The organism is Nonomuraea sp. NPDC050643 (genome assembly GCF_040654715.1).
Taxonomy (GTDB): Bacteria; Actinomycetota; Actinomycetes; order Streptosporangiales; family Streptosporangiaceae; genus Nonomuraea.
On sequence record NZ_JBFAIM010000007.1, the window covers coordinates 175,461 to 193,544 of the forward strand.

Genomic DNA, 18,084 nt, shown 5'->3' on the forward strand with positions numbered 1-18,084 from the left:
ATCAGTGTGCCGCTACAGGAGCCGGGCGAAGTGGTGCTGGGGCTTCCTGATGACCATCGTGATCTCATCGTGAGAGGCGGGGTAGCGGCCGTGGGTCAGCTTCGACATCATCGCGATCGCGGCGGAGCCGATCGCGCGCTCGCGGGCCGGGCCGCTGAGGTTGCGCTCGTCGTCGGTGATCATGAGGCCGCGGCTGAGGCAGAACGCGTGCAGGCCGTCGCTCGAGGCCAGCGGCTCGTACACGGTGGGCAGGGGTCCTGGCGTGCCGGGGGCGACGAGGACGCGCCAGAGCAGGCGGCGCAGCCACGACGGCGTGATCCGGTCGAGCAGGCCGTAGGCCGACCTGCGGTCGCGCATGCGCAGCAGCACCAGGCCGCCGGGGCGCAGCGACTGCAGCAGCCGGTCGAAGATCAGCTCGGCGTGCTTGACGCGCTCGAGCAGGAACGAGAGCTGGATGACGTCGAAGGCCCTGGGCGGCAGTGGCACCGACCGCAGGTCGCCGAGCGACCAGGTGGCCAGGTCGGGCCGCTCCGCCAGCACGCGCCTGATGGCGGGATGGTCTTCGTCGGCCCCGGTGGCCCGGATCTCGATGTGTTCGAGGCCCAGGGGCTCGTCGTGCGCACACCCCGCGACCAGCACGTCAAGCCTCCTGATCGGCTGCCCCGCGCAGTGCTCGCGGATCCGTTGACCGAAGAGGTCGCCTCTCTGGGCGACCGACCGCACCTCAGACATGTGACCTACAGTAATCAATCAATCGGTCTTAGTAATGCATTTCCCTGCTAGCGTCCTGGGCCGTGAGCGATCAGGTCAGCGATCAGGTCTACGTGGGGAACGCCGGGGCCGACGCGGCACTCGACCGGGGCTGGCTGCTCGGCCACTTCAAACCTCCCGGCGACCCGAGACACAGCGAGGACGTCGAGATCAAGTGGGGCGTGCACCCGCCGGGCGACGAGCGGGCGGAGTGGGTCAGAGGCGAGGGGCGCACGGCCCTGCTCGTCCTGATCGGCGGCCGGTTCCGGGTCGAGCTGCCCGGCCGGAGCGTGCTGCTGGCCGAGCCCGGCGACTACGTGGTGTGGGGAAAAGGAGTGGACCATTCGTGGCGGGCGGAGGAGCATTCGACCGTCCTGACCGTGCGCTGGCCCTCCGTACCTGGTTACAGAGTCGGGTGAGTTCTGGCGGCGAGTAGGCTTGGAAAAGACCCCCGCGACCTGACACGGCCGGGGGTAATCGTGTTGCCGTCGTGGGGCTGTGGGCGTTTCTGATGAGTCTTTCCGGACTACTTGACCTTGTTCGCGCCGACCCGAAGTTGACCGCCGCTCTCGAAGAGGGCGGCGATGTCGCGCTGGTCGCGCCGTCCGCGCTGCGCCCGTTCGGCGTTGCGGCGCTGACCGCGCACGACCAGCGGACCGTGCTCGCCATCACCGCCACCGGCCGGGAGGCGGAAGACCTGGCCGCCGCGTTGACCAGTTTGATCGAGCCCGGCTCGGTGGCCGTGTTCCCGGCGTGGGAGACGCTGCCCCACGAGCGGCTCTCGCCACGCAGCGACACCGTGGGGCAGCGGCTGGCGGTGCTGCGCAGGCTGGCGCACCCCGTGAAGGACGACCTGGCCGCCGGGCCGCTCAGCGTGGTCGTGGCGCCGATCAGGGCACTACTGCAGCCGATCATGAAGGGGCTCGGCGACCTGGAGCCCATCAGGCTGCGGGCCGGTGACGACGCCGACCTCGACGAGGTCGTCGGCAATTTGGTCACCAACGGTTACCACCGTGTGGACATGGTGGAGAAGCGCGGCGAGGTGGCCGTGCGCGGCGGACTGCTCGACGTGTTCCCCCCGACGGAGGAGCATCCGCTGCGGCTGGAGTTCTGGGGCGACACGGTCGAGGAGATCCGCTGGTTCAAGGTGGCCGACCAGCGCTCGCTCGAGGCGGCCGAGGACGGCCTGTTCGCGCCGCCGTGCCGCGAGCTGCTGCTGACGCCCGAGGTCCGGGCCCGGGCGCGCGAACTGGCCGAGGAGCACCCGGCGCTGGCCGAGGTGCTCGACCAGCTCGCCGAGGGCACGCCGGTCGAGGGCATGGAGGCGTTCTCGCCCGTGCTGGCCGGGGAGATGGACCTGCTGCTCGACCACCTGCCGATCAGGTCCGGGGTGTTCGTGTGCGACCCCGAGCGGATCAGGGGACGGGCCGAGGAGCTCGTACGCACCTCGCAGGAGTTCCTCGAAGCCTCGTGGATCAACGCGGCGGCCGGCGGCGAGGCGCCCATCGACCTGGGCGCGGCGGCGTTCCGCTCGCTGGAGGAGATCCGCGGGCACGCCGACGCGCTGGGCCAGCCCTGGTGGACGATGGCGCCGTTCGGCGGCGGGGTGGAGCTGGACGCGCAGGACTCCGAGGCCTACCGGGGCGACACCGCCAAGGCGCTGGCCGACATCAAGGGCTGGCTGGCCGACGACAAGGCGGTCGTGCTGCTCAGCGAGGGCCACGGGCCCGCCGAGCGCATGGTGGAGCTGCTCAAGGGCGTCGACGTGCCCGCCCGGCTGAAGCAATATCTGGACAAGGCGCCCGAGGCGAGGGTCGTCCACGTCTCGACCGGCCTGATCGAGCACGGCTTCATCACCCCCAACCTCGCGGTGCTCACCCACCTCGACCTGGTCGGGCAGAAGGCCTCCACTAAAGACATGCGGCGGCTGCCGTCGCGCCGCCGCAACATGGTGGACCCGCTCCAGCTCAAGGTCGGCGACCACGTGGTGCACGAGCAGCACGGCGTGGGCCGCTACATCGAGATGGTCCAGCGCACGGTGCAGGGCGCCACCCGCGAATACCTGGTCATCGAATACGCCAAGGGCGACCGCCTCTACGTGCCCACCGACCAGCTCGACGAGGTCACCCGCTACGTCGGCGGCGAGGCGCCCACGCTCAACCGCATGGGCGGCGCCGACTGGGCCAAGGCCAAGTCCCGGGCGAAGAAGGCGGTCAAGGAGATCGCCGGCGAGCTGATCAGGCTCTACTCCGCGCGCATGGCCTCGCCCGGGCACCCGTTCGGGGCCGACACGCCCTGGCAGCGGGAGATGGAGGACGCCTTCCCCTACGCCGAGACCGGCGACCAGCTCGAGGCCATCGACGAGGTCAAGCGCGACATGGAGCGCGGCATCCCGATGGACCGGCTGATCTGCGGCGACGTCGGCTACGGCAAGACCGAGATCGCGGTGCGGGCGGCGTTCAAGGCGGTGCAGGACGGCAAGCAGGTCGCGGTGCTGGTGCCGACGACGCTGCTGGTGCAGCAGCACATGTCGACGTTCACCGAGCGGTTCTCCAGCTTCCCCGTCTCGCTCAAGCCGGTCTCCCGCTTCCAGAGCGACGGCGAGGTCAAGGGCACGCTCGAAGGGCTGCGCTCGGGCGCGGTCGACGTGGTGATCGGCACGCACCGGCTGCTCAGCCCCGAGGTCAGGTTCAAGGACCTGGGCCTGATCATCATCGACGAGGAGCAGCGGTTCGGCGTCGAGCACAAAGAGGCCATGAAGCACCTGCGCACCCAGGTCGACGTGCTGGCCATGTCGGCCACGCCGATCCCGCGCACGCTGGAGATGGGGCTGACGGGCATCCGGGAGATGTCCACGATCCTCACGCCGCCGGAGGAGCGGCATCCGATCCTGACGTTCGTGGGGCCGTACGAGGAGAAGCAGATCGGGGCCGCGATCCGGCGCGAGCTGATGCGCGACGGCCAGGTCTTCTTCGTGCACAACCGGGTGGCCTCGATCAACCGGGTCGCCGCGCGGCTGCGCGAGCTGGTGCCCGAGGCGCGCGTCGCGGTGGCGCACGGGCAGATGAACGAGCACCAGCTCGAGAAGATCATGGTGGGCTTCTGGGAGCGGGAATACGACCTGCTCGTCTCCACCACGATCGTCGAGTCCGGGCTCGACGTGCCCAACGCCAACACGCTCATCGTGGACCGGGCCGACAACTACGGCCTGTCCCAGCTCCACCAGTTGCGCGGGCGGGTCGGGCGAGGCAGGGAGCGGGGCTACGCGTACTTCCTCTACCCGCCGGAGAAGCCGCTGACCGAGACCGCGCACGAGCGGCTGGCCACGATCTCGCAGCACACCGAGATGGGCGCGGGCATGTACGTCGCGATGAAGGACCTGGAGATCCGCGGCGCGGGCAACGTGCTCGGGGCCGAGCAGTCCGGGTTCATCGCGGGCGTCGGCTTCGACCTGTACGTCCGGCTCATGGCCGAGGCCGTGCAGGAGCAGAAGGCCAAGCTGTCGGGCGCCGAGGTGCAGGAGGAGCAGCCCGACGTCAAGGTCGAGCTGCCGATCAACGCCCACATCCCGCACGACTACGTGACCTCGGAGCGGCTGCGGCTGGAGGCGTACAAGCGGATCGCGGCCATCACCGCGCCCATCCACATCGACGAGGTGCGCGAGGAGCTGACCGACCGCTACGGCAAGCCTCCGGCGGAGGTGGACAACCTTTTCGCGGTGGCCAGGTTCCGGATCAGGGCGCGGGCGGCCGGGCTCACCGACGTCACGCTCCAGGGCCAGAACATCAAGTTCGGGCCCGCCAGGCTGAGGGAGTCGCAGCAGGTGCGGCTCGACCGGCTGTACAAGAAGGCGATATACAAGCAGGCAGCCGAGACGCTGCTGGTGCCGATACCCAAGACCAAGCCGCTGGGAGGGCAGCCGTTGCGCGACCTCGAGTTGCTCAAATGGTGTGGTGACTTGGTCGAGGCGATGTTCCTCGAGCCCACACGGGTAAGCTGACGGCGGTTTTCGGGTCGGAAAGGGACGTACGTGAAGTCGATACGAGTGGCTGCGGCCGCCGCGGTGGTGGCCGTCGCACTGACCGCCTGCTCTTCCCCCATGCAGGCCGGGGCCGCGGCCGTGGTCGGGAAAGAGCGCATCTCGACGAGCAAGCTCAACGCGGACACGCAGGCCTATGTGGCCGCGCTGAAGAGGGCGAAGCTGGACGAGTCCGCGCTCGGCGTGCCCGCCAGCCAGGTCGTGCTGCAGCGCCTGGTCAACGTGAGCGTCTCCGGGCAGCTCATCGACCGCTACAAGGTGCCGGTGAGCGAGACGGAGATCGACGCCGCGCTCAAGGATCCGGGCCAGTTCGAGTCGCCCGAGATCAACCTGCTGGCCAACGGCGTCGCGCCGGCCGACGCCCGCGACTACGGCCGGGTGATGGTGGGCCTGTCGAAGCTGCAGCAGCAGTTCGGCGGCGAGGCCGGGCAGCAGCGGCTGACCCAGGAGTTCGCCTCGATCAGGCCGGTCTTCAACCCGCGTTACGGGCAGCTCAACCCGCAGCGCACGCAGGAGAACCCGGCTCTGTTCATCGACACCGGCCGGTTCGGCAAGGCCACCACCCAGCAGGCGCCGCAGCAGCCCCAGCAACAGCAGCAGGGCTGACGGTGCCGCTGATCGTCGTCACCACCTCGCCCCGGGTCGCGCCGGGCCTGCTGAGCCACCAGGCCTGGCAGGCGCTGCGCTCCGGGCCGGTGCTGACCGCCTCCGCCGGGCATCCGCACCTGCCCTACCTGGCCGAGGCCGGCATCGAGGTCGAGGTCGTCGAGCCCGATCCCGGGGCGCTGGCCCGGCGGGCGGTCACCGAGACCGTCGTGTGGCTGTCGGCGCAGGACGGCGCGGACTTCATGCGGGCCGTGGGGCACGCGGCGGTCGCGCTCGACGAGCCGCCGCTGATCGAGGTGGTCCCCGGGTCCTACGACCTGCCGGGCGCCCGGGTGCTGGATCTGGTGGCGGTCATGGACCGGCTCCGCACCGAGTGCCCGTGGGATCGCAAGCAGACGCACGAGACGCTGGTGCCGTACCTGCTGGAAGAGGCATACGAGGTGCTCGAGACCATCGAGCAGGGCGACTACCCGGCGCTGCGTGAGGAGCTGGGCGACCTGCTGCTGCAGGTGGCCTTCCACGCGCGGGTGGCCGAGGACTTCGACATGGACGACGTGGCCGCCGGGATCGTCGAGAAGCTCGTACGCCGCCACCCCCACGTGTTCGGCTCGGTGCGGGCCGAGAGCGCCGACGAGGTCAACGACAACTGGGAGGCCATCAAGGCGGCCGAGCGGGCGTCCAAGGGCAGTGAGTCGGCGCTCGACGGGGTGCCTCTGGGGCAGCCGGCCCTGTCGCTGGCGGCGCAGTTGCTGCGCCGGGCCGAGCGGGCCGGTGCGCCGGAGTCGCTGTCGGCCGCGGTGGGCCAAGGGGTGGCCCGGGAGCTGTTCGACCTGGTCCGGCGGGCGGCCGAGGCCGGCCTGGACGCCGAGGGCGAGCTGCGGGCGGCTGCGCGGACGTACCGTGACCGGGTACGGGCTTGGGAGTCGTCCGGCTGAGTTTGGCGCGTTAAGTCGGGAAATGTCAGGATCCTCTGGGGGCTTAGAGACCAGGGGGACTGGTGGTAGAGCTGAGACGGCTGCATTCGGGGGAGCCGCGCGACGTGGCGGGCTACCGCCTGCTCGGCGGGCTCGGAGACGGCGGGCAGGGCTCGGTGTTCCTGGGGCGGGACGCCTCGGGCGGGCACGTGGCCGTCAAGCTGCTGCACGCCCGGCTGCTGGACGACGAGCGGGCGCGGCGCAGATTCCTCCAGGAGAGCGCGACGGCGGCCAAGGTGGCCGGGTTCTGCACGGCCAAGGTGCTCGACAGCGGGCTGGTCGAGGGGCGCCCGTACATCGTCAGCGAGTTCATCGACGGGCCCTCGCTGCACGACCAGGTCCTGTCGTCGGGGCCGTTGTCGGGCGGTGAGCTGGAACGGCTGGCCGTGGGCACGATCACGGCGCTGACCGCCATCCACGGGGCCGGCATCGTGCACCGGGACTTCAAGCCCAGCAACATCCTGATGGGGCCGGACGGGCCGCGCGTCATCGACTTCGGCATCGCCAAGGCCATGGACGCCTCGACGACGGCCGGCAGCGTGGTGGGGACGCCCGGGTACATGGCTCCGGAGCAGATCTCGGGGGAGAGCGCGACCGCGGCCACGGACGTCTTCAGCTGGGCCTCCACGATGGGTTTCGCGGCGACGGGCGAGCCGATCTTCGGCCGCGACTCGATCCCCGCCGTCATGCACCGCATCCTGCACGCCGAGCCGGACCTCACGCGGCTCCCCGGCCCGCTTCGCACGGTGCTGGCGTCCTGCCTGACGAAGGACCCCGCGAACCGGCCCTCGGCCGACGACGTCCTCATGCGCCTCCTCGGCCGCCCGGGCGACGACGCAGGCCCCGCCTCCGTCGCCGTTGCCCGCAGCCACGGCGACGACTCGACATCGGTCCTTGACCCGATCCACGATGCCGACCCCGCTTCGGCCCTTGACGGGCAGGAGCGGAGACGGCGGCTGACCATGATCGGGGTGGGGGCGCTGGTCGCCACCGGGATGATCGCCGGGATCATGTGGCGCGGGTCCGGGCTGACCGGCTCGGGGTCGGGCCCGGCCACGGGCGCGGCCGCGAGCGCCGACGGGTCGTTCGGCGCGGTGCTCGGGCCCGCGTTCGGGCCGCAGGCGGGCGCCCACGTCTCCGCGATGGCCGTCGGCCACGACAGGGGCTCGCCCAGGGTCGCCTACGCGGACGCGACCAAGAGGTCGATCACCGTCTGGGACCCGCGTACGGGCAGGCTCCTCGACACCCTGCCCGACCCCGGCGGCGCGCCGGTGCGCTGGATGGGGCTGGCCACGCTGGGCGGCAGGCAGACCGTGCTCTGGACGGGCGGCGACGGCCTGCTGCGCCGCTGGCGGGTCGGCGACCCCAAGGAGGGCGCGTGGCTGCTGGTGTGCCGCGACGACGCCCGCATGGCGCTGGGCAGGTGGCGCGACCAGCCCGCCGCCGTGATCGCCTGCCCCGACGGCCAGGTGAAGACGTACGATCTGGTCTCGAAGGAGATCGTCGGCAAGCCGCAGCAGGTCCGCGGCCCGATCACCGCGCTGGCCTGGGACGAACGCTCCGGCCGGCCGCTGATCGGCACCGGCGCCGGCCTGCTGACGGGCTCTCCGGAGGCGATCGGCGAGGGGAAGGTCCGCTCGGTGTCCGCCCTGGGCGACGGCCTGGCCGCCATCACGGTCGGCGCCTCCACCGGCGTGTACGACCTGACCACCCACGAACGCGTCCGCGGCTTCACCACGGGCACGGCGGCCGTGGGCGTCACCGCGGCCGGCGGGCAGCGGATGATCGCGACCGGCGCCGACGGAGTCACCGTCTGGAACGCCGACCGCGGCGACCGCTTAGGCCGCCTGATGGACGCGGGCGTCAAGGTGTCCGCCCTGGCCATGGGCGACGGCCTGCTGGCGGCGGGGATCGGCGGCAAACTCCGCGTGTGGAGCCTGGTGTCCAGGCGCTGACCCGTACGAGGGGGCGTGGGCGCGCAGTCCTGAGGCGTGGGCGTACCGATAGGCTCTGATGGCATATTGCCTTTCCGATTTAGGAGCGCATCCCGTGGCAACCATCGAGGTCGTATACGCTCGCGAGATCCTCGACTCCCGGGGCAACCCCACGGTCGAGGTCGAGGTGGTGCTCGACGACGGCAGCACCGGTCGTGCCGCCGTGCCGAGCGGGGCGTCCACCGGCCAGTTCGAGGCGGTCGAACTGCGTGACGGCGGCAAGCGTTACGGCGGCAAGGGCGTGGAGCGGGCCGTCCTCGCCGTGACCGACGAGATCTTCGAGGAGATCAACGGGGTCGAGGCCGAGGACCAGCGCATCATCGACCAGATCATGATCGACCTGGATGGCACGCCCAACAAGGCCAAGCTCGGCGCCAACGCCATCCTGGGCGTCTCGCTGGCCGTCGCCAAGGCCGCCGCCGACAGCGCCGACCTGCCCCTCTTCCGCTACGTGGGCGGCCCCAACGCGCACGTGCTGCCCGTCCCGATGATGAACATCCTCAACGGCGGCGCCCACGCCGACACCAACGTGGACATCCAGGAGTTCATGATCGCGCCGATCGGGGCGGAGACGTTCCGCGAGGCCGTGCGGATGGGCACCGAGGTCTACCACGCGCTCAAGAGCGTGCTCAAGGAGAAGGGCTACGCGACGGGCCTGGGCGACGAGGGCGGCTTCGCGCCCAACCTGCCCTCCAACCGCGACGCGCTCGACCTCATCCTGGTCGCCATCGAGCGGGCCGGCTACGTGCCGGGCGAGGACATCGCGCTGGCGCTCGACGTGGCCGCCTCCGAGTTCCACAAGGACGGCGTCTACACGATCGACGGCAAGGGCGTGCCGGCGCGCGAGCTCATCGCGTTCTACGAGGACCTGGTCGCCAACTACCCGCTCGTCTCCATCGAGGACCCGCTCGACGAGGAGGACTGGGAGGGCTGGAAGGCCATCACCGAGGCGCTCGGCGACAAGGTGCAGCTCGTCGGCGACGACCTGTTCGTGACCAACCCCGAGCGGCTCGAGCGCGGCATCAAGGCGGGCACCGCCAACGCCCTGCTGGTCAAGGTCAACCAGATCGGCACGCTGTCGGAGACCCTCGACGCCGTGGACCTGGCCCACCGCAGCGGCTACCGCTGCATGATGAGCCACCGCTCCGGCGAGACCGAGGACACGACGATCGCCGACCTGGCCGTGGCCGTCAACTGCGGTCAGATCAAGACCGGGGCGCCCGCGCGTTCCGACCGGGTCGCGAAGTACAACCAGCTACTGCGCATCGAGGAACTCCTCGATGACGCCGCCCGCTACGCGGGTCGCGCGGCTTTCCCGCGTTTCCAGCGCTAGTTTGCGAGTACGGCTCGCGACACCCCGAACCGGTCGCGAGCCGTACTCGAGGGGGTGTGCAGCAATTGGCGAAGAGGCCGCAGCTCACCGGGCGGGCCGCCATCCTGGCCGTCGTGGTCTGCGCGATCGCGATGAGCCTGGCCTACCCTGTGCGCGAATACATCAGCTTCCGCCGCAGCATCTCCGAGCTGCGGGCGGAGAAGGCCAGGGTCGAGGCGGAGAAGCAGGCGTTGCTGGCCCGTGACCGGCAGAGCAACGACCCCAACTGGATCAAGAAGACGGCCAAGGAACGACTGCATTTCTGCGGGCCCGGCGAGAAGTGCTACGTGGTGATGCAGCCGGAAAAGGGCAAGGAACAGACGGCCGTGAAGCAGCCGGCGGCGATCCCGCCGTGGTACCAGACGCTCTGGGAGTCGGTGCAGGCGGCCGACAAGGGCACCGGGCAGCCGGCGGTCACCGGGAAGGAAAGTGTTGGACGGTAAGGACGTCGAGGTCGTGGAGAAGCAGCTCGGGCGGCCGCCCAGAGGGTTGCGCGAGGTGGCGCACCGCTGCCCGTGCGGCAACCCCGACGTGGTGGAGACCGCGCCGCGGCTGCCGGACGGCTCGCCCTTTCCGACGCTCTACTACCTGACCTGTCCCAAGGCGGCCTCGGCCATCGGCACGCTGGAGGGCTCCGGCCTGATGCGGGAGATGCAGGCCAGGCTGGCCACCGAGCCCGACCTGGCGGCCTCCTACCGCGCGGCCCACGACGACTACGTCGCCCGGCGCGACAAGGCCGCCGACGAGGAGGGCATGGAGCCGCTCCCGCGTGACATGCAGAGCACGGGGGGCATGCCGCTGCGGGTCAAATGCCTGCACGCGCTCGTGGCGCACGAGCTGGCGGCGCCCGGTGCCAACCCGTTCGGCCGGGAGGCGCTCGATGCCCTCCCCGATTGGTGGAGTGACGGACCATGCGTGTAGCCGCCGTCGATTGCGGCACCAACTCCGTACGCCTGCTCGTCGCCGACGTCGGTGACGAGCGACTGCGCGAGGTCGAGCGGCGGATGGAGATCGTCCGCCTCGGCCAGGGCGTGGACGAGACCGGCCGGCTGGCGCCCGACGCGCTGGAACGCACGTTCAAGGCGATGCGGGCCTACCGCGAGCTGATCGACCGGCACGGCGCCACCGCGACCCGCGTGGTGGCCACGAGCGCGACCAGAGACGCGGCCAACCGGCAGGAGTTCGTCGACGGCGTACGCGAGATCTTCGGGGTCGAGCCCGAGGTCATCTCGGGGGCCGAGGAGGCCGAGCTGTCGTTCACGGGCGCGACCAAGGGCCTGCTGTGCCTGTCGCCCGAGACCGAGGTGCCGCAGGGCCCGCTGCCCCCCTACCTGGTGGTGGACATCGGCGGTGGTTCCACGGAGTTCGTGGTCGGCTCCGAGCACGCGGAGGCGGCGCTGTCGGTGGACATCGGCTGCGTGCGCCTGACCGAGCGGCACCTGCGCGGCGCCGGCGACCCGCCGTCCGCGCCGGCCCTGGAGGCCGTGGTGGCCGACATCGAGGCGGCGCTCGACCGGGTCGAGGCCGAGGTGCCCGTACGCCGGGCCCACACGCTGGTCGGCCTGGCCGGCTCGGTGACGACGGTCGCGGGCATCGCACTCGACCTGCCCGCCTACGATCCGGAGCGGATCCATCACTCCCGGCTGTCGGCGGAGCAGGTGCACCAGGTGACGCGGCGGCTGCTCGCGATGACCCATGGTGAACGCGCCAACGTTCCCGTGATGCATCCTGGGAGGGTTGACGTGATTGGCGTGGGTGCGCTAATTCTTGACCGCATCGTCCGTCGTTTCGCATTTTCGCAGGTCGTTGTCAGCGAGCACGACATCCTCGACGGTATTGCCTGGTCCCTGGACGCCGCTTAGCTGAAGAAATCAGGACATTTCCGATCTGCAGGTCGTGTTGAGCGTGCAAACAGTATTGTGATTAGGTAAAGGGGCATTACGGGGGCTTTGCCATATCGCTGTGCGCAAAAGGCGCCGGCTTGGCGACCGTTCCCGAGCGCGTCTCTTCCCTCACGGAATGGAGCACTCTCACATGATGTCTGTTGGGTTAGCACGTAAGGCCGCCGCGTTCGGCGCGTCGGCCGCGGTGCTGTCCGCCCTGGCCGCGGGTCTGGTAGCCGGCCCCGCGCAGGCGGCGACCTCGGCCGCCGCCGGCAAGGCCACGTCGGGGCCCAAGGCCTCGGTCTCCGCGCCGAAGGCCTCCCCGGGCGACTTCGATGGGTCGTGCCCGGCCAAGGTCAACTTCTCGGCCAAGATCAAGGTGCCCGTCAAGGGCAAGACGGAGCTGGCCTACCGCTGGCTTCACGGTGACGGGTCCAAGAGCAAGGTCAACGTGATCAAGCTCAAGGGCAAGGGCACCAAGTCGGTGACGGTCAAGCAGTCCATCACCTTCAAGGAAGACGTCAAGGGTTGGGAGGCCGTTCAGGTCCTCGGCCCGGTGAAGGTCACCTCGAAGAAGGGCTACTTCTCCGTCAACTGCGAGAAGCCGCAGCAGGACAACGTCCGCACGCACCTGGACGTGTCGGTCTCGGCGAGCGCCTGGGCCAGCCCGAGCAGGTACGTCGGCCCGTGCACCCCTGGCGACAAGATCGACTTTGTCGGCCTCATCAAGACCGACCGCCCGTCGTGGGTGCGTTACCGCTGGGTCCTCAACGGTGACGTCGTCGACTACGGCAAGGTCAGGGTGCGCGACGCCCGCAAGGTCGGTTTCGGCATCTCCCCGCGTCACAGCCAGCGCGGCTGGGCGCAGCTGCAGGTCCTCAGTCCTGACGGCGCCTACTCCAACAGGGCCTACTACAAGGTCTCCTGCCGGGACGAGGCTCCCGACACCCGGGTGAGCGCTTCCACCTCGGTGTCGACCACCAGCGACTGCAAGGTCACCGCGAGCGGCGCCGTCCACTCGACCGGCCCCGGCCGTGTTCGCTGGACCTGGTCCGTGAACGGCAAGACCGTGTCCACCGGCGACACCTACTTCGGCTACAACGGTGGCTCGAAGAGTGTCGAGTCGATCTCCAGCGTGCTGACGGGTGACGCCACCAAGGGTGGCACCGTGACGCTGTCGGTCAGCGGTCCGGACGACAGCGCCTCGGTCAGCAAGGCGTACTCCGCCTGCCAGGCGACGACTCCGGCTCCTGGCACCACCGAGCAGCCTCCGGCCTCGCAGCCCACGCCCTCCCGTCCGGCCGCCTGAAACGGCCTAGGGTGAGCGGTTGAACCGGGTGGCACCTTCGGGTGCCGCCCGGTTCTTCTTGTTGGCACTACTGCGCTTTGCACAGTAGTGTGCTTTGCGTGGATAGCAGCCAGCTCCTCAAGGGCGTGCTCGACCTGGCCGTGCTCGCCGTGCTCAACGAACGCGACGGCTATGGCTACGACGTCGTTCGCAGGCTCAGGGAAGCGGGGCTGGAAGAGGTGGGCGACGCCTCCGTCTACGGCACGTTGCGCCGCCTGTTCAAGGCCGGCGCGCTGACCTCGTACGTGGTGGCCTCCGACGAGGGGCCGCACCGCAAGTACTACGGGCTCAACGACGTCGGCAGAGGAATGTACGCCACTTCCGCCAAGACCTGGGCCGCCTTCTCGGCCACCATGGCTTCCCTGCTCAAGGAGGGACAAGCATGACCCCCGATCAGTACGCGCATGCCGTACGGGAGGCGCTGGCCGACCATCCCGACAGGGACGAGCTGCTCGAGGACCTCGACGACCACCTGGCGGAGATCGCGGCGGACGCCGACGTGCCGCTCGAGATCCGGCTCGGCCCCCCGGAGATCTACGCCGAGGAGCTGGCCGCCGCCTACGGAGAGCGCCCCCGGAGCCGCCCCAGGCGCCGTGTGGACCCGCGCGCGTGGGCGCGGACCGCGCATGCCGGGCTGATGGGCCAGGGCCCCTACCGGAGCCTCGTGGCCTTCCTGCCGGAGCTGCGGCCCGGCTGGTGGGTGCTGCGCGGCTACCTGCTCGCCATGTTCCTGCTGTCGGCGACGGGGCCGGAGAGAGTGGTCCCGACGGACCTCGCCGACGTGGTGGCCGTCGCCGTGGGCATCGGGGTCTCGGTGTGGTTCGGCCGCCTCCGCGGCGGCCGGGTGTTCGCGCTGACGGCCCTGGCCGCCAACGTGGTGGCCACGCTGGTGCTGCTCGCGGGGATGGCCGCGGCCGCGCCCGAGCTCGACCGGTCCGACGCGGTCTACATGGCGCAGCCGGAGCCCGTGTGGGTGGACAACACCTCGGCCGGCGGCGTCTACAACATCAAGCCGTACGCCAAGGACGGCACCCCGCTGACCGACGTCTACCTCTACGACCAGGACGGCAATCCGCTCACCACGAACCCCGAACACCACGGCTACCGGGTCGACAGGTCGTGCGGCGAGCCGATCCTCAACCGCTACCCGCTGCCGCTGGTCGACGAGCAGGCCGCCATGGCGGCGGAGGAGTCGGCTTCGGGCACGGCCTCGGCCTGTCCCACGGAGAGGCCCGTCGTCCCCACCCCGGCGCCGGAGCCCGACGCCACCCGCAGTGCCCGTCCTGCGCCCACCCGCTGATCGGGCACCATCGGTGTCATGAGCTTCGTACCTCCTGGCACCGGCTGGCCCGGCGACCCGGCGACCGCTGACACCCCGGTCGCCACGGACCCCGCGGACGTGCGCCGCCTCGCCGCCACCAGCAGCACCCTCGCGGAGCTCACGGCCAGGCAGTCCGTCTGCCGCGCCTGCCCGCGCCTGGTGGCATGGCGCGAGGAGGTCGCCGTGACGAAGCGGCGCGCGTTCGCGGACGAGACGTACTGGGGCCGTCCCGTCCCCGGCTGGGGCGCCGAGCGGCCGCGGATCCTGCTGGTGGGCCTGGCTCCGGCCGCCCACGGGGGCAACAGGACCGGCCGCATCTTCACCGGCGACCGCAGCGGCGACTGGCTGTTCGCGTCGCTGCACCGCACGGGTCTGGCCGCACAGGAGACCAGCACGCACGCGGGGGACGGGCAGGAACTGCTCGGCGTGCGGGTGGTGGCGTCGGTGCGGTGCGCGCCGCCCGCGAACAAGCCGGAGCCCTCGGAGAAGGCCGCGTGCCTCCCGTGGATGGAGCGGGAGATCGAGCTGGTCGCGCCCAGCGTGCGGGTGGTCGTGGCGCTCGGCGGCTACGCCTGGCAGGCCATGTGGCCCGCCCTCAAGGATGCCGGCTACGAGTTGCCGCGCGCCCGCCCGCCGTTCGGCCACGGCGCCGAGGCCGAGATCCGGTACGCGGGCGCCCCCGTGACGCTCGTCGGCTGCTACCACCCCAGCCAGCAGAACACGTTCACCGGCCGCGTCACCGCCCAAATGCTGGACGACATCTTCTCCAGGGCCAGGTCACTGGCGGTGTGACGCGTCGCACCACCCCTGGATTGGCCTCATCGGGAGCCCATGACATAGGCTTGTGAATGCTTTCACAAGCACTCCACGAGGGATGGGGCCTCAGGATGAACAAGCACATCTTGATCGTCGGCGGCGGATACGTCGGCCTGTACACAGCGCTCCGGCTGCAGCGCACACTCCACCGGCAGCTCCGGTCCGGCGAAGCACGCATCACGATCATCGACCCCCAGTCCTACATGACCTACCAGCCCTTCTTGCCGGAGGCCGCCGCGGGTAACCTCTCGCCGCGGCACGTGGTGGCGCCGCTGCGCCGGATCCTGCCGAAGGTGCGCATCCTCAACGGCACGGTGACCAAGGTCGACCACGCGGCGCGCCTCGTGACCTTCCAGCCGGCCGAGGGCGACCCGCGCCAGGTGGCCTACGACGTCATCGTGATGGCCGCCGGGTCGATCTCCCGCACGCTGCCCATTCCCGGGCTCACCGACATCGGCATCGGGTTCAAGACCGTGGGCGAGGCCATCGCGCTGCGCAACCGCGTGCTGCACCTGCTCGACGTGGCCGAGTCGACCGACGACCCGGAGGTGCGGCGCAGGGCGCTGACGTTCGTCGTGGTCGGGGCCGGCTTCGCGGGCGTGGAGGCGCTGGCCGAGCTCGAGGACATGGCGAAGGACTCGACGCGCTACTACCGCAACATCGAGCCGTCGGACATCCGCTGGGTGCTCGTGGAGGCCACGAACCGGGTGCTGCCCGAGGTCGGCCCCGAGATGGGCAAGTGGACCCTGGAGCAGTTGCGCGAGCGCGGCATCGACGTCAAGCTCGACACCCGCCTGGAGTCCTGCGAGGGCGGCCACGTGGTGCTGTCGGACGGCTCGGAGTTCGACGCCGAGACGCTCGTGTGGACCGCCGGCGTCAAGCCCAGCCCCGTGGTCAACGACAGCGACCTGCCGCTCGACGAGCGCGGCCGGATCAAGGCCACCGCCCTGCTCACCGTGGCGGGCACGCAGGACGCCTTCACGGCGGGCGACGCCTCCGGGGTGCCCGACGTGACCAACCCCGGGCAGTACTGCGCCCCGAACGCCCAGCACGCCGTACGTCAGGCCAAGGTACTGGCCGACAACATCGTCCGTCACCTGCGCGGACAGGAACTGGTCGAATACCGCCACAAGTATGTCGGATCGGTGGCCGGACTGGGTCTGCATCAGGGTGTCGCCAATGTCTATGGCGTCAAGCTTCGCGGATTCCCTGCGTGGTTCATGCACCGCACTTACCATCTGTCGCGGGTGCCGACGCTGAACCGCAAGGTCCGTGTCGTCGTCGATTGGACCCTGGCCCTGTTCTTCAAGCGAGAGACGATCTCTCTGGGTGAGATGGAGCACCCTCGCGAAGGCTTCAGGGCCGCGGTGGCGACGACTCGCCGCTAGCCCAGGTACGGCAGCGCCCCGGCGATCACCGCCGGGGCGTTTTCGGCACCCCTGGTCGCAAGCGGAAGGGGTACCACGGGTGGGGCTCTCAGCGGTGACCGTGCTCGGCGTCGACCGGCCCGGCGTGATCGCCGCAGTCACCGGTTCGCTCGCCGACTGCGGAGCGAACATCCAGGACTCGACCATGACGTTGCTCGGCGGCCACGTGGCGATGATGCTGCTCGTGTCCGGCGAGCTCGACTCCGCCGAGCTGATGAAGCGCCTGGGCGCGCCCGACCTGGTGGTGACCGCCTCGGCCATTGAGGCCCGCCGCCACTTCTGCGACGAGGGGGACGGCCTCGGCTACGTGCTGACCGTCCACGGCCCCGACCGCCCCGGCATCATCTCGGCCATCAGCGCCGTGCTCGCCGCGGACGGGGGCAACATCACCGGCATGAGCACGAGGCTCACCGGCCGCCTGTACGTCCTCATCGCCGACGTCGAGCTGCCGAAGGAGGTGGACGTGGCGGCGCTCATGCGCAGGCTGGCGGCCGTCGGCGCCGGCCTCGACTCCGACATCACCTTCCGCCCCGTAGAACCGGACCTGTTGTGACCGGCCCCGCAGGCCCCGCGAGAGGGCCCGCCGGCGGCCCGGCGCAGGGCTCGACGAGCGGTCCGGGGAATGGCCCGACGAGCGGTTCGGGGAGTGGCTCCGGGAGCGGCCCGTCGAGTGGGCTCGCGGGCGGGACGGCGCGTGAGGTGATCGGTGCCCCGCACCCTCTCCTGTCCACCGTGGCCGAGCCGGTGGATCCCACCGACCCCGACGTCGTGGCCGCGGCGGCGGATCTGCTGGCGACCCTGCGCGGGGAGACCTCCACGACGGGCCTGGCGGCCCCTCAGATCGGGCTGAGCTGGCGGCTGATCGCCTTTGACGCCGGGGCCCACCCCAGAAGTCGATCGTGGGCCGGAGAGCTCGTGGTGGCCAATCCACGGCTCGCCACGGCCTCCCACTGGGATCACGGGCGCGAGGGGTGCGCGTCCATCCAGGGGCTCACGGCCGACGTGCTCCGTGCGACGCGTATCACCGTACATGGGCATTTGCCAGGCAGCGGCGAGACCGTCACCATCGAAGCGGACGCGTTCGAAGCTCGTTGCATTCAGCACCAACTGGACCATCTGGACGGTCTACTCTTCTTGGACAGAGTGCCGGGAGCGCTATCACTTCACCGCAGACTTCACAGTTGTGACGCCTGATGCGAAGTTGTGCTCCTCGGAAGCATGGTCCGTTTCGTATGATTGCGGCGCCCCCGTAGCCCAATGGCAGAGGCAAACCCCTTAAAAGGGTTGACGTGCGGGTTCGAATCCCGCCGGGGGCACTGCCATCTTCGCCGCCTTTAGGTCTCTGACCTGGAGGTTTACCGCAGTCATCGGACGGGCCCTGCTGTCGATATCGAGTTGTTACGCCAGCGGCCCCTTCGGAGGCCGATCACTGCTGGTGGAGGGCCGGTCACGTACGGGTTTCAAGCAGCAGGGTAAACTTCCGGAGCGGAGCGCTCCTTGTTGGCCGAGTCCGAAAGTTTCATGCTCCTGGCGATATTGACAAGCCGTCGCGTT

The 18,084-nt window shown here is 70.4% G+C and carries 17 protein-coding genes and 1 tRNA gene; 17 read left to right on the forward strand and 1 reads right to left on the reverse strand.

Translation table 11 applies throughout. From position 1 onward, the window contains the following. Window positions 1-12 precede the first annotated feature (12 nt). Window positions 13-732, reverse strand: coding sequence for a class I SAM-dependent methyltransferase (locus AB0I15_RS11590; RefSeq protein ID WP_358093293.1), 720 nt, complete (start codon window positions 730-732; stop codon window positions 13-15). 62 nt (window positions 733-794) lie between these two features. Here AB0I15_RS11590 and AB0I15_RS11595 point away from each other — a divergent pair, with 62 nt between their 5' ends. The 17 genes from AB0I15_RS11595 to AB0I15_RS11675 all read left to right on the forward strand — a co-directional run bounded on the left by AB0I15_RS11595 (window position 795) and on the right by AB0I15_RS11675 (window position 17,846). After that, a complete protein-coding gene (locus tag AB0I15_RS11595) occupies window positions 795-1,169 on the forward strand; it encodes a signal peptidase I (RefSeq protein WP_358093296.1) in 375 nt (124 codons plus the stop codon). Between the two features lie 92 nt (window positions 1,170-1,261). After that, window positions 1,262-4,750 carry a transcription-repair coupling factor gene (gene mfd / locus AB0I15_RS11600; protein ID WP_358093299.1) on the forward strand — a complete coding sequence of 1,163 codons (3,489 nt, stop codon included), beginning with the start codon at window positions 1,262-1,264 and terminating at the stop codon, window positions 4,748-4,750. A gap of 30 nt (window positions 4,751-4,780) precedes the next feature. Beyond that, complete coding sequence (locus tag AB0I15_RS11605) at window positions 4,781-5,395, forward strand: hypothetical protein (RefSeq protein WP_358093302.1); 615 nt, start codon at window positions 4,781-4,783, stop codon at window positions 5,393-5,395. Window positions 5,396-5,397: 2 nt separating this feature from the next. Next, complete coding sequence (locus AB0I15_RS11610) at window positions 5,398-6,330, forward strand: MazG family protein (protein WP_358093305.1); 933 nt, start codon at window positions 5,398-5,400, stop codon at window positions 6,328-6,330. A 62-nt stretch (window positions 6,331-6,392) separates the two neighbouring features. Then, window positions 6,393-8,324 (forward strand): serine/threonine-protein kinase, encoded by a 1,932-nt coding sequence (locus AB0I15_RS11615; RefSeq protein WP_358093308.1) that lies wholly within the window; start codon window positions 6,393-6,395, stop codon window positions 8,322-8,324. Window positions 8,325-8,418: 94 nt separating this feature from the next. Continuing rightward, window positions 8,419-9,696 carry a phosphopyruvate hydratase gene (gene eno / locus AB0I15_RS11620; RefSeq protein ID WP_358093311.1) on the forward strand — a complete coding sequence of 426 codons (1,278 nt, stop codon included), beginning with the start codon at window positions 8,419-8,421 and terminating at the stop codon, window positions 9,694-9,696. Between the two features lie 65 nt (window positions 9,697-9,761). Continuing rightward, on the forward strand, window positions 9,762-10,178 hold the full coding sequence (locus tag AB0I15_RS11625) for a septum formation initiator family protein (protein WP_358093314.1): 417 nt from the start codon (window positions 9,762-9,764) through the stop codon (window positions 10,176-10,178). Then, entirely contained in the window at window positions 10,168-10,656 is a 489-nt protein-coding gene (locus AB0I15_RS11630; protein ID WP_358093317.1) for a DUF501 domain-containing protein, read from the forward strand. The genes AB0I15_RS11625 and AB0I15_RS11630 overlap by 11 nt, the downstream gene beginning before the upstream one ends. Then, window positions 10,647-11,597 carry a Ppx/GppA phosphatase family protein gene (locus tag AB0I15_RS11635; protein ID WP_358093320.1) on the forward strand — a complete coding sequence of 317 codons (951 nt, stop codon included), beginning with the start codon at window positions 10,647-10,649 and terminating at the stop codon, window positions 11,595-11,597. The genes AB0I15_RS11630 and AB0I15_RS11635 overlap by 10 nt, the downstream gene beginning before the upstream one ends. A gap of 172 nt (window positions 11,598-11,769) precedes the next feature. Further along, window positions 11,770-12,927: a hypothetical protein gene (locus AB0I15_RS11640; RefSeq protein ID WP_358093322.1), complete on the forward strand. Its 1,158-nt coding sequence runs from the start codon at window positions 11,770-11,772 to the stop codon at window positions 12,925-12,927. 98 nt (window positions 12,928-13,025) lie between these two features. Next, window positions 13,026-13,352, forward strand: a complete 327-nt coding sequence (locus AB0I15_RS11645; protein ID WP_358093325.1) for a PadR family transcriptional regulator — start codon at window positions 13,026-13,028, stop codon at window positions 13,350-13,352. After that, window positions 13,349-14,266, forward strand: coding sequence for a hypothetical protein (locus AB0I15_RS11650; protein WP_358093328.1), 918 nt, complete (start codon window positions 13,349-13,351; stop codon window positions 14,264-14,266). The genes AB0I15_RS11645 and AB0I15_RS11650 overlap by 4 nt, the downstream gene beginning before the upstream one ends. An 18-nt stretch (window positions 14,267-14,284) precedes the next feature. Beyond that, on the forward strand, window positions 14,285-15,079 hold the full coding sequence (locus AB0I15_RS11655; protein ID WP_358093331.1) for a uracil-DNA glycosylase: 795 nt from the start codon (window positions 14,285-14,287) through the stop codon (window positions 15,077-15,079). 95 nt (window positions 15,080-15,174) lie between these two features. Further along, on the forward strand, window positions 15,175-16,491 hold the full coding sequence (locus tag AB0I15_RS11660; RefSeq protein WP_358093334.1) for an NAD(P)/FAD-dependent oxidoreductase: 1,317 nt from the start codon (window positions 15,175-15,177) through the stop codon (window positions 16,489-16,491). Window positions 16,492-16,570: 79 nt separating this feature from the next. Further along, the gene (locus tag AB0I15_RS11665; protein ID WP_358093337.1) at window positions 16,571-17,083 is read left to right on the forward strand and encodes an ACT domain-containing protein; all 513 of its coding nucleotides are present in this window, start codon (window positions 16,571-16,573) and stop codon (window positions 17,081-17,083) included. A gap of 146 nt (window positions 17,084-17,229) precedes the next feature. Then, window positions 17,230-17,724 (forward strand): peptide deformylase, encoded by a 495-nt coding sequence (locus AB0I15_RS11670; RefSeq protein ID WP_358093340.1) that lies wholly within the window; start codon window positions 17,230-17,232, stop codon window positions 17,722-17,724. A 49-nt stretch (window positions 17,725-17,773) separates the two neighbouring features. Next, window positions 17,774-17,846 (forward strand) — tRNA-Leu (locus AB0I15_RS11675). Window positions 17,847-18,084: the final 238 nt, after the last annotated feature.